Source organism: Streptomyces sp. HM190, assembly GCF_009857135.1.
Taxonomy (GTDB): domain Bacteria; phylum Actinomycetota; class Actinomycetes; order Streptomycetales; family Streptomycetaceae; genus Streptomyces; species Streptomyces heilongjiangensis.
Window position 1 is genome coordinate 5659827 of record NZ_CP047318.1, and the last position, 11666, is coordinate 5671492.

The following is an 11666-nucleotide window of genomic DNA, read 5'->3' on the forward strand; positions in this document are numbered from 1 at the left end:
CCGTACGTAACCACCGTTTATCCGCCCGGCCCTACGGTGCGGCGCATGACCGAGGGGTCCCTCCTCGCCTCTTCGCGCACGGCGGTGAGCCACCGCGCCACACCTTTCCGATCACGTAGGGAGACCGGTAGACGTGCTCATCATCTCTTTGGACGCCATGAACGCCGATCAACGGAGCAGGGCGGCCGCCCGGCTGGTGGACGCCGGACCGCAGGTGCGGGCGCACACGCCCCGGCTGTTCTCGACCAACGGTGACCGCGCCATGGTGGTCGCCGCGCTCGGCGACCTGGCCGAGTCCGCCCGGCTCACCGACATCCCGGCGGCCTATCCGCACTCGGCCCGGTTCCCCGGGCAGGAGACCACGCGGGTGCGATTCGGCCGGGCCGGTGCGACGGCGTCGGTCGGCGGTACGGGCTTCACGGTGATCGCCGGGCCCTGCTCGGTGGAGCACCGCGAGCAGATGCTCCAGGCCGCCGGCGCCGTGCGGGAGGCGGGCGCCCACGCACTGCGCGGCGGTGCGTACAAGCCGCGCACCAACCCGTACTCCTTCCAGGGCCTCGGCCCGGCCGGTCTGGAACTGCTGGCCGAGGCCCGCGAGACCACCGGCCTGCCGGTCGTCAGCGAGATCGTCGACGTCCGGGACGTCGAACTGATGGCTGCCCACGTCGACGTCTTCCAGGTCGGCGCACGCAACATGCAGAACTACACCCTGCTGCGCGAACTGGGGCGCGCCGGACACCCGGTGCTGCTCAAACGGGGCCTGGCGGCGACCGTCGAGGAGACCCTCATGGCCGCCGAGTACCTCCTCGACGAGGGAAACGAGGACGTCGTGCTGTGCGAGCGCGGCATCCGCACCTTCGAGTCCTCCTACCGCTTCACCCTCGACCTGGCGGCGCTCACGGTGTTCAAGGAGCGCACCCACCTGCCGGTCATCGTGGACCCCAGTCATGCGGCGGGTCTCACCGACCGGGTGATCCCGCTGGCGCTCGCCGCGGCCGCGGCCGGCGCCGACGGGCTGATCGTGGAGAGCCACCCCGACCCGGCGGAGGCTCTGTGCGACGCGGGCCAGGCGCTGCCGACCAGCCGGTTGTGCGAACTGATGGGCCGACTGGAGTTCGCGGTCGCCGCGGCGGGAAGGTCCCTGGCCCAGCCCCCGGCCGGTGACGTCGCGGACGACGTGGCCGACCGGACCCCGGTACTCGCGGGCGGCGCCGCGCGCTGACGGGCGGTGACGCCGGCACGCCGGACGGGCCCGGACGCGGAGAAGAACCACACCTTCTCCCGCGTCCGGGCCCGTCCGCTGTGCCGAGGTGACAGGACGGTCAGACGACGGCCCGTCGCACCCGTCCGTGCTGCCGCACGAAGTTGCCGAACAGGGTCATGCCCTGCTCGGTGCAGACGCTCTCCGGATGGAACTGCACCGACTCCAAGGGCAGTTCACGGTGTCTGAGGCCCATGACCAGGCCGTCGTCCAGCGAGCGCGCGGTGACCTCCAGACAGGCCGGAACCGATTCCTCCTCGACGACGAGCGAGTGATAGCGGGTCACCCGTACCAACTGCGGCACGCCCTCGAACATGCCGGTGCCGTCGTGCTCCAGCGCGCTGGTCTTGCCGTGCATGGGGCGTGCGCGGCGCACCTCGGCACCGTAGGCCAGGCCCAGGGCCTGGTGGCCCAGGCAGACGCCGAGGACCGGGATGCGGCCCGCGAAGCGCCGGATCAGCTCCACGTGCCCGGAGACCGCCGGATGGCCGGGGCCGGGGCCGAGCACCAGCAGGTCCGGATCCATGGCCTCGACCGCCGCGTGGTCCAGGTCCCCGGAGCGCACCACGACCGGACCTGCGTCCAGTTCGAGCAGGTACTGCCTGATGATGTGGACGAAGCTGTCGTAGGCGTCGACGACGAGGCTCTTCACGACAGGAGTTCCTTTCCGGTGACGGCCCAGTAGGCGGCGCTCATCTTGGCGAGGGTCTCGTTCCACTCCCGGCCGGGCACCGAGTCGGCGACGATGCCCGCCGAGGCGCGGGTGCGGTAGCGGCCGCCGGAGTGCAGGAGGGTGCGGATGCACAGGGCGAGGTTGACGGAGCCGTCGAAGTCCAGGAGACCGACCGAACCCGCGTACCAGCCGCGGCGGCTGGACTCGATCGACTCGATGATCTCCATGGCGCGCAGCTTGGGCGCGCCGGTCATGGTGCCGGAGGGGAACAGGGCGCGTACGACGTCGTAGCCGTCCGCCTCGCCGACCCGCCCCGTCACCGTCGAGACCAGGTGCAGGACGTGGGAGTAGCGCTCGACGCTGAACATCCCGCTCTCGGCGAGTGTGCCGCGGTCGCAGACCTGTCCGATGTCGTTGCGGCACAGGTCGACCAGCATGATGTGCTCGGCGATCTCCTTGGGGTCGGCGAGCAGCCCCGCGGCGGCCGTGTCCGTGTCGGGGCCGCTGTCCGGCCGGTGCGGCAGGGTGCCCGCGATGGGCCGCATCACCAGCTCGCCGTTCTCCACCCGCGCGAACAGCTCCGGGCTCGCGCCGATCATCAACCGGCCGGCGACCGGGGCGAGATAGCTGTACGGCGACGGGTTGGACGCCCGCAGCCGACGGTAGACGTCCAGCGGTTCGGCGGTGCTGGTCACGGTCAGCTCGTGGCCGATCTGGATCTGGTAGATGTCGCCGGCCGCGATGTGCCCGAGGCAGGTGTCCACGCGCCGGAGGAAGTCCTCGCGCGTGGTGTCGTCCCGGCACGTGAAGTCCGGCACCTCCGGCAGCGGCGCCTCCGCGTCGGCCTCGGGCGGCGGCAGTGTCTCCAGCAGGGCCCGGATCTCCTCCGGGGAGGGGCTGGACCAGGCGTCCGACCGGTGCAGGAACAGTTCGCTGACTCCGGTGGTCAGGTCGGTCCGGATCCGCCCCTGGTGCAGCACCAGGCAGATGTCGGGCACGTCCGCGTCGTCGGGGTCGACCGCGATCAGCCGGGGCAGCTTCTCGATGTAGTGGATCGTGTCGTAGCCGAAGAAGGACAGGAAGCCGAACTGCTGCGGCGCGTCACCGCCGGGCGTGACGAAGCGGTCCTGCACGGCGCGCAGCATGTCCCACAGCAGATCGGGACGTGCCAGCACCCGTGCGGTTCCCTCCTCCCGCAGGAAGGCGTCCGCCGCGGCACGGGCGGCCGCGGACACGGCGGGCTCGCCGTCGAGGCTCACGATGCCGCGCCGCACGGTGACGGTCAGCAGGGGCCGGAATCCGAGCATCGCGTAACGGCAGTCGACGGCCGGGCCGCCGCGTGATTCGAGGAGGAACGCGCTCTCGGGACCGAACTCCTCGGTCAGCCGCTGCCAGGCGGCCACCAGATCGACGGCGGGGGCGGGGGACCGGTCGGTGGACACGGCGATCCGGGGCGGCGCGGTGGCCGGCGCGGATGCGGGCATGGGTCACCACCTTCGTGGTTCGGGCACGGCTGGGCGGCCGCGCGTGCTGGGGAGGAACGGGCACGGGGCCGGGGCGGGAAGCAGCTGTGGCAGGCTGCTTTCCGCCCCGGCCCCGTCGCCGGCGTCGGGTGATCAGCTCGTGTGGACGTAACGCTCGGCGACGCGCTTGGCGGTCTCCACGTCCGGGTCGTACTCGACGCGGGTGTCCTTGACGCGGGCGGCCTTCCAGCTGACGTAGGCACCGGTCTGGGTGATGGGGTCGAGGTCCGGGTCCACGACGACCTTGGCGGGGACCCCGAGCCGCTCGCGAATGCGCTGGATCATGCCTTCGGCGATCACCTCGGTGGGACCGCTGATCTCCTCCAGCATCTCCAGGTGGACGGTGACCTCGTCGCCGCCGTCGGCGTCCTTGCCGATGACCACCTGGTAGCCGAGGCAGCCTCCGACACCGTCGAGCAGGGCGGCCTCGATCTCCGCCGGACGGAACTTGCCCTCGCCCAGGGCGATGCGGTCCGGTACCCGGCCGATGACCTGGATCTCGGGTCCGGGCAGACCGCAGTCGCAGGTGTTCGGCCCGACGGTGGCCAGGTCGTTGGTGCGGTAGCGCACCAACGGCTTGATGTCGTCGACCAGCATGGTCAGCACCAGCTCGCCGGTTCCCTCCTGGCCCAGGCTCTCGCCGGTGTCCGGATCGACCACCTCCACGAGGTAGTTGGGCCTGGACAGGTGCATCCGGCCGCGGGAGCAACCGGTCGCCACGACCATCAGCTCCTGTGTGCCGTAGAGGGTGGGCAGCGCGTCGGCGCCCCAGATGGACTTCACGTTGGCGGAGAACTCGGGGGTGCAGATCTCGCCGAGCACCAGGAACAGCTTGACCTTGAAGTCCTTGCGCGGGTCGAAGCCGTTGTGCACGGCGGCCTTGGCGAGGTTGGCGCACGCGGCCGGCGAGCACATGATCACGTCGATCTCCAGGTCCCGCATCAGCTCCAGGGCCTTGCGGTAGCCGACGCGCTGGGACTCGGGCCAGATCTTGGCGTGGCACGCCCCGATCCGGGTGACGACGTCACCGAAGGTGTCGCCGAAGGAGTACAGCTCGGAGGGGCCCATCAGCCCGATCACCGGCTTGCGGTCGCCGAAGTAGTGCGTGAACAGGCTGCGCAGTGACTTCTCCAGGTGGACATTGCTGCAGGCGATGTCCTTGGGACCGCGCGGGCACGGCGTGGCCGGGCCGGTGGTGCCGGTGGTCTCGTAGTAGATCAGGGCGTCGCGTATGTCGCCGCTGAGCATGTCGTGCAGCTCACGACGGAGGTCGGCCTTGGTGGTGAACGGCAGCACGCCCATGTCGTCGGGAGTGACCCGCTCGATGTCGATGCCCTGCAGGTGGCGGCCGTAGAACGGCGAGTTCTTGGTGACGTGCCGCAGTACGGTCGTCAGCCGCTCGGCGTTCCAGCGCTTCCACTCCTCGTCCGGCACCTCACCGCTGTAGTAGCGCTCGTTGAAGCTCTGGAACTCGCCCAGCGACGCCCGGGCCTCTTGCGTGTTCAATCTGCGTCCTTTCCCTGGGACCGGCCGGAGGCCGTGCGGATGGGGGTCGGGGTGGGCACGGGCCCTTCAGGCCCCGGCCCGCTGGCGTTCGTTGAGTGTCTGGGGGGAGAGGCCGTCGCGTCCGGTGAGCGCGCGGTGCTCGCGCAGCAGACGGATCATGTCCACCATGCGGTCGAGCATGGAGCGGACCATGTCCAGCCCCTCGGTGTCGCCCTGTTCGACTTCGTCGCTGTAGACGATCGGCGGCATGCCACTGCCGACCAGGATCATCCGGTTGAGCAGGGCGTTCTTCACGAGGTGCGAGTACACCTCGGTGTGGCTGTAGCGGCGGCCGGTGACGATGACTCCTGCCACCTTGTTGGCCAGTGGGCGGGTGAAGCGCAAGTGGCCCACGCCGGCCCGTTCGATGAAGCTCTGCATGAGCGCTGCCGTGCCGAAACCGTGCACCGGGGCGGCGTAGAGGATGCCGTCCGCCGCGATCATCCGCTGCACGATCGCGGCGACGTCGTCGTCGACCGCGCACGGCAGGAGCCGTACGTTGCAGTCCCCGCACGGGCCGCACGGGGTCACCCGGGCCTGTCCGAGATGGACCACGTCGAGTACGGCTCCGCGGTCGGCGAGGATCTTCTCGGCGTGGTTGAGGACATCTGCCGTGGTGCCGCTGGGGTGCTCGGAGCCGCTGACGGCCAGCACGGTGAACGGCTTCTCCTTCGTCTCCTTCACACGAGGTCTCCTGGTCTGTCCGGCGATCCCCTTCGCTCTGACGGGATCTGACGCGGGCGACGCTAGGCGGCACCGGTTCCCCTGTGGTTACGCGTCGTTGGACCGGGTCGGGCGCCGTCGGCCGGCCGGGGGACGGCGGCCGGGCCGGAGCGGACGGTGGCCGCCAACTCGACCCGGGAGCGCACCCCGACCTTGCGGAAGACATTGCGCAGATGGAAGTTGACGGTGTGCGGTGAGCGGAACAGCTGCTCACCGATCTCCCGGTTGGTCAGGCCCCGCGCGGCCAGTTCGGCGACGGAGCGCTCCGTCTCGGTGAGGGAGGACCAGCCCGCGCGGCGTGGGCCGGGTTCCGGGGCGGCGGGGCGCCTGCCGCCGGCTCTGCGACGCGGCACGGTGGAGACGGGGGCGACCGGAGGGCTGTCCGCCTCGCCCAACTGCCGGTGCAGGCGTGCGGCGTCGCCCTGGGCACCGGCCGCCGTGTGGTGGCGCAGTGCCTTCTTCCGGCCGGTGTGCGCTGCCCCGTCCGGTCCGGCCTGCCGGTCCCGTGGGCCCGGACCGTCGTGGGCGGTGGCAGCGATCGGGGCGTTGTCCTTGGCACGGTCGGCAACCACCGCTCGGGCAGGCTCCACCGGACGTGCCCGACAAGGGCTCACCAGGGCCGGCCGCGACGCCCGGATCAGGTCGGTGGGCGGCGGTCCCGGCTCGGATGCCGGGGAGGCCGCCGGACCTCCCGCGGGCGGCAGCGGAGGACGGCTGTCGCCCATCCCCGTCCAGGCCGGCAACGGCTGGGCCGAGCCGCACACGGCGGGTGCGCCGTTCCTCGCGGTGGGCAGGCGCATGCGGCCCGCTTCCAGGCGCATCATCCGCAGGATCGGCGCGGGCATCGCCTCCTGCAGAGCCCGGCGCACCAGGTCGTGTCGGAAGCGCAGGCTGGACTCGTCGTGCTCCTCCAACAGCCCGGTGTCCAGCGCGTCCTGAAAGCCCTGGCAGACGTGCACCACGGCCAGACCGGTCATTCGCACCACGTCGTCGGGGGCGAACGTGTTGCCCAGGACAGCCGCCGCGCGCAGGGCGTGCCAGGCTTCGGGGCCGGTGGCCGGCAGTTGTCGCCTGACGAGTTCGTGCACGCGCCCGGGCAGGCGCCGGGAGACCAGACGGAGCGTGCCGGACTCGACCGACGTGCCCTTCTCCTCGACGAGGCCGGTGACCAACGCGCTGAGCAGCCCGGGGTTGCCCCCGGCTTCCTCGGCCAGGGCCAGTACGTCCTGCCCCGGGGCGGCGCCGAGGCCGTCGCGGACCAGTTCCGCCACAGCGTCCTCGGGCAGCCGGCCGAGCTCGATCCGTATGACGTTCCGGTGCTCGTCAGCCCTGCCGCCGGTCGGGCACGTGCCGGTTGCCCGGCGAGCCAGCAGCCACAAGGCCGGCCGCGAGGCGTACCGCACGAGCAGCGACTCGAGAGACGCTCCCGGTGCCAGGTCCGCGGGGCACACGTCGTCGAAGGCGACCAGACGGGGAGAGCGGTCGTCGTCGAGGAGTCCCCGCACGTCGGCGGCCAGGAAGGACCGAGGGTTCCAGGGGACACCGGACCAGTGCGGGACCATCGTCGCGAGGTCCGTCGGCCCGGCTGGTCCGGGCCGTTTCGCTCGCCGAGCCGCCTCCGCCAGGAAGTGAGTCTTGCCGCTCCCCGAGACCCCCTCCACGAGCACGACTGTGCTGCGCCCGTCCCTCACCTGCTCCCACGCCTGAGTGAACACGGATATTTCTCTGTCCCGGCCGTATGTTCGGGGTAGCTGTGAGGGCACGCGAAACGTATTGATCATTGCTGATGACTCCAGTGGTGCTCCTTGGGTCGGCCGCTGGAACTTTCCGACCCTCGTCCGGGAGGGGTGGGCGAACTCAGGGGTCCTGGGAACGCGTGTCGGGACCGAGCGTGGTGAACGTCAGCAGCGCTTGCGATCCGAGCCGGGCGTGCCAGGCGTGTCGGGGTGGTATGTAGAGAATGTCCATGCTGACCAGTCGGCAGCGAAACGTGCCACCCGGTCCCGACAGGGCCCAGTCCGCCGCATGAGTCGTCTGGTGGACCAGTAGATGCGAGCGTGTTCTGCCGGCGCGGACTCCGCAGGACGGTGCCTGCTCCTGCCAGATGCGGCACAGCAGACCCGTCCGAACGATCAGAGCCTCGCTCAGCAACGCATGGTCCGCCCGGGACGCGTGGGGCCTGTAGGCCGGGTGCTGGTGCTGTGGCCAGAGCAGTCCCGGGGCGACCGACCGGTGTACGGAGAAGAAGTCCAGCAGCTCATCCACGTGAAGCCTCGCGCTCGACGCGGCCGTCACGGGACACTCGCGTCAAGGATGACTGCGGCGGTCAATCAAGGCCCCCACCCGGTGGGGACGCCGGCGGGGGACGCAAGACCCCCGTGCGACAGTGCGGTGGCCTGCGCCGTGGCGGTGATGTTCGGGACGACCGCCATCGCGGCCTTTGGCCTGAAAGAAGCACTGATATTCAGCCAAGGTGTTCTCCGTGACGTCCTTCTCGCGCGGCGCGCGGCACATTCACCGGAAGTATGAAGATCATTCATTTTTGGCCACTCCGTTCCCGGTGGGGTCTGAACCCGGCGGGGATAGCGCCGGTCTTGGTGGATGACTCTGGCTATCTGCGGACCGTGTGGCCAGTTGAGCGGTATGGCATCTAAATGCCATGCATCAAGAAGAGAGGGAGGCGAAATGGACCTAGGTGAAACAACTGGGACGCAAGGGGTGCGGATCGAGGCGGCCGGCCTGGACCTGCGGGTCTATTCGTGGGTTCTGTCACATGACCGCCTTGATATCGTTGCCATGGCGTCTGACCTGGGCATCAATGAGGTGGACGTGATCCGCGTCGTCCACCACCTGACGGACCAGTACCTGCTCAGTGCCCCGGCGAGCGCCCCCGACCAGGTCCGTGTCGTGCCACCCGACATCGCGGTGGCACGCCGCTCCGCCCCGCTGGAGGCGAGCATCCGTGAGCGACAGCGTGAACTGGAGCAAATTCGCCGCGACTTCGACCGGTTCACGGAGATCTACCAGCCGTCCGCCGGCTCGACCGGCATCCTCATGGAAGTGGTCCACGATCACGAGGTCGTGAGGGGAATGCTCACCCGGGCATCCGCCGAGTGCAGCAGCGAGGTTCTCTCCTGCCAGCCCGGCGACGGTGTGCGCAGCCCCGCCACCCTGCGGGAGAGCCTCGCCCGCGACCGGGCCCTGCTCGAACGCGGCATCAAGATGCGCACCTTGCATCAGCACACGGCCCGCTTCCACGGACCCACCCAGGCTTATGTGGCCACGACCCGAGCCCTCGGTGCTGAATACCGCACCGCGCACGAGTTGTTCGGCAGGCTCATCGTCTTCGACGATACGATCGCCTTCCTTCCCACCGTCAACGACACCTGGGGGGCCGTTGTCATCCGTGAACCGAATGCGGTGGCGTACCTCAGTCAGCTGTTCGAGCAGACATGGACTCATGCCACGGTCTTCGAGGACGCGGCAGCAGGCGGATTGGAGGACGTCGCCCGTGAGATCGATCAGACTCTGCTGCGCCTGCTCGCCGCGGGACTGAAGGACGAGGCCATCGCCCGGCGCCTGGGCATGTCCCTGCGCACCGTACGCCGCCGCATCGCCGACATCCTCGACCGCCTCGGCGCCGAAAGCCGGTTCCAGGCGGCCGTCATCGCCACTCGCAGAGGGCTGTTGGACGCCGACCGGTCTACCTGAGCCGTGCCCCACCGGTGTGCGGCGGAGGTGGATGCCTTCGGTCTGTTTTTTCACCGCGGAACGTACCGACCGAACGGTTTCTTCCGCGCATGCGATTCCCGGCGGGAGTTCCGCCATGTTCGGTCACGGGTGTCCGTGACCTGTTGATCTTGTCTGTCCGGCAGTCCGGTAGCTTGCGGGTTGTGTCGCGGCCGCCGTCGTACGAGGATCCTGCCGCGCTGGTCGCGGTGCGGGCCCGTGTGATCGGATGAGCCGCGAACGGGGGACCGCTGAGCTGCGGACGGAGAGCGCGGAGTTGAAGCGCCGGCCGGGCATGGACTCCCACGGCAGCAGCAGGCTGCCGTCTCCTGCGCGCCGGCGGTGCGCCGGGTCGTGACACAGCCGCCCGCAGCCGCCGAATTCGACCACCAGCCTGGGTACTTGATGTGTCAGCGGTGGGCGCCGCCGGAGGGCCCTTGCGGCTTTGCCGGCCGCTGAGGGGCATCGACATCGAGCGTACCGCCGAGCTCGTCGGAGGGCTGCTGGACGTCGAGGTCGAGATGAACCTGCGGCACGTGTCCAGGGCCGTCGGCGTGGACACGTGCTCAACGAACGACTACAGGATCCCCGGCGGAGTCGAAGCGACCGGATCTACGTGTCGCTGCGTTGTCCTCAAGGCAGGGCGGCCTTGGCCGACTCCTTCCTCGGAGCCGTGATCATCGTCAGATGATCCTCGGTGCAGAAGCCGACTGACGCGTACACCGGCTCACCCATCTTGCTCGCGAAGAGGTAGGTGGTCGTGGCACCGGCGGCGAAGCCCGCACGAATCAGTTCGATCGTGATGGCCCGTCCGTAGCCGCGTCGGCGGTAGCCCGGAAGCGTGGTGACATTGAAAATGCCCATCAAGTCACCGGAGATGACCGTCATGCCCGTTCCCACCGGAACACCGTCGAGTTCCGCCAGGTAGAGCGTGATCCCGTCGATCTTCGCCAGGGACGGATGGGTGAGCGACCGGAGCGCGTCGCGTGGTATCTCGAAACCATCCGCGACAGATGCGGTGTACAGACCGACTTCATCGTCGGAGACGGCCCTGATGTTCAGGGGATCGGTGGTCGGCTTGTCCGGCATCCCATGCTCGGGGCGCCGGATCATGAGTGGTTCCCGCACGAACAGGGTCAGCCCGTGCCGCGCTGCCAACTCGGTGACGAGTGGGCTCGGAGTTCCGCAGACGTGGATGCTCCAGGGAAGCTCCCACGGGCTGCCGGAAGCCACCAACGGCGCGATCTCCTCAAGGCTCGGGTCCGGGCTGAGGCTGATGACCGCGTTCAGTCTGGCGTTGGGTGCCCCTAAGACCGCGAGAACGGAGCCACCCGGAGCCCTCAGGGTGCGCCCCGAGGCGGCAGCGGTGAGGTCCGCGACCCCGGTGGCGTACGCGCGCATGACCGCTCTTGCATAGGTGCTTGTGTGCTTCACCAGTCCATATTAAAAGTTGAACAATTTCGCAATCGAGCATTTCTGCGGGCGTGGCGTCGAACACGGAATGAAGTGTCGGAGGTGTTGACGCCCTGTGTCGGGGGTGTTGCCGCCTTGAGTCGGACCTTTGCTGAGAATTCCTGTGGAACGCGGTGCGGCCCTTCCGTAACTGAGAGCAATCGTGGTGGAGTTCCGCAGCCGAGAGTGTCGTGGTGGAGTTCCGCTTCGACGTCTGACCTCTCGCCAAGAGGCGTACTCACCTCGCCCGTCGGCGGTTCGGGCTTGTGTTCCCGTCCACGGTGGCGCGCGCCCCCCACGCGGGCGCGTCCGGCCTCGGCCGGATTCTCGGGCGGATTCTCGGGCGGATGTGAGCGCACCTCTTCATGGCCGGAACGCCGATGGAGGACCGGGTCGTGGAGTTCCGCAACCAGGAGGACGTGCTGACGGAACTCCCCAGCCTGCGGCCGACCGACGAGCGGGAGGAGCCGAGCGCGTCTGGGGGGTGGCGAACGCGGGGGTCCGGCGTCCGGGTGAGAGGGCTCGCGGTCCACGACCGGTTCGTGCGGCGGAATCCCTTGCGTGTCGTGCTCCGCGCCCCGCTGTTCAACAAGCGGTGTGATGTTCAGGTAGGGGAACGCTCAGGGGGCGTGGAGCCGGCGGTCATGGACACGATCAGGAGGTACCTGCTTGATTGCGGACATGCGGCGAGTCAAACGTGAAGTTCTTCACCGTGCGACTTCACTTGGTTGGGTCCACTCGTGGGATTTGCCCCTGTGTG

9 protein-coding genes are annotated in these 11666 nt (G+C 69.5%); 3 read left to right on the forward strand and 6 right to left on the reverse strand.

The annotated features are described in order from the left end of the window. Positions 1-133 precede the first annotated feature (133 nt). A complete protein-coding gene (gene aroF, locus GSY65_RS24305) occupies positions 134-1222 on the forward strand; it encodes a 3-deoxy-7-phosphoheptulonate synthase (RefSeq protein WP_201452650.1) in 1089 nt (362 codons plus the stop codon). 100 nt (positions 1223-1322) lie between these two features. Here aroF and GSY65_RS24310 read toward each other — a convergent pair whose 3' ends face one another. From GSY65_RS24310 to GSY65_RS24330, 5 genes are all read right to left on the reverse strand, one after another. Beyond that, on the reverse strand, positions 1323-1913 hold the full coding sequence (locus GSY65_RS24310) for an anthranilate synthase component II (RefSeq protein ID WP_159772475.1): 591 nt from the start codon (positions 1911-1913) through the stop codon (positions 1323-1325). Further along, positions 1910-3418 carry an anthranilate synthase component I family protein gene (locus GSY65_RS24315; protein ID WP_159772478.1) on the reverse strand — a complete coding sequence of 503 codons (1509 nt, stop codon included), beginning with the start codon at positions 3416-3418 and terminating at the stop codon, positions 1910-1912. The genes GSY65_RS24310 and GSY65_RS24315 overlap by 4 nt, the downstream gene beginning before the upstream one ends. A 132-nt stretch (positions 3419-3550) precedes the next feature. Further along, positions 3551-4963 (reverse strand): phenylacetate--CoA ligase family protein, encoded by a 1413-nt coding sequence (locus tag GSY65_RS24320; RefSeq protein WP_159772480.1) that lies wholly within the window; start codon positions 4961-4963, stop codon positions 3551-3553. A gap of 66 nt (positions 4964-5029) precedes the next feature. After that, positions 5030-5686 carry a flavodoxin family protein gene (locus GSY65_RS24325; RefSeq protein WP_236580025.1) on the reverse strand — a complete coding sequence of 219 codons (657 nt, stop codon included), beginning with the start codon at positions 5684-5686 and terminating at the stop codon, positions 5030-5032. Between the two features lie 62 nt (positions 5687-5748). After that, positions 5749-7506 (reverse strand): LuxR C-terminal-related transcriptional regulator, encoded by a 1758-nt coding sequence (locus GSY65_RS24330; RefSeq protein ID WP_268978225.1) that lies wholly within the window; start codon positions 7504-7506, stop codon positions 5749-5751. Between the two features lie 937 nt (positions 7507-8443). Between GSY65_RS24330 and GSY65_RS24335 the strand changes: the two genes are divergently transcribed. Then, positions 8444-9436, forward strand: coding sequence for a LuxR C-terminal-related transcriptional regulator (locus GSY65_RS24335; RefSeq protein WP_236580027.1), 993 nt, complete (start codon positions 8444-8446; stop codon positions 9434-9436). A gap of 651 nt (positions 9437-10087) precedes the next feature. Here the strand turns inward: GSY65_RS24335 and GSY65_RS24340 are convergent. Further along, positions 10088-10888, reverse strand: a complete 801-nt coding sequence (locus tag GSY65_RS24340; protein WP_236580029.1) for a GNAT family N-acetyltransferase — start codon at positions 10886-10888, stop codon at positions 10088-10090. A gap of 413 nt (positions 10889-11301) precedes the next feature. Between GSY65_RS24340 and GSY65_RS24345 the strand changes: the two genes are divergently transcribed. Then, positions 11302-11607, forward strand: a complete 306-nt coding sequence (locus tag GSY65_RS24345; RefSeq protein ID WP_159772488.1) for a hypothetical protein — start codon at positions 11302-11304, stop codon at positions 11605-11607. Positions 11608-11666 lie beyond the last annotated feature (59 nt).

Excerpts from the sequence above, each read along its gene's own strand:
- GSY65_RS24330 (WP_268978225.1), bottom strand. The coding sequence starts at position 7,506 with ATGATCAATACGTTTCGCGTGCCCTCACAGCTACCCCGAACATACGGC.
- GSY65_RS24315 (WP_159772478.1), bottom strand. The coding sequence starts at position 3,418 with ATGCCCGCATCCGCGCCGGCCACCGCGCCGCCCCGGATCGCCGTGTCC.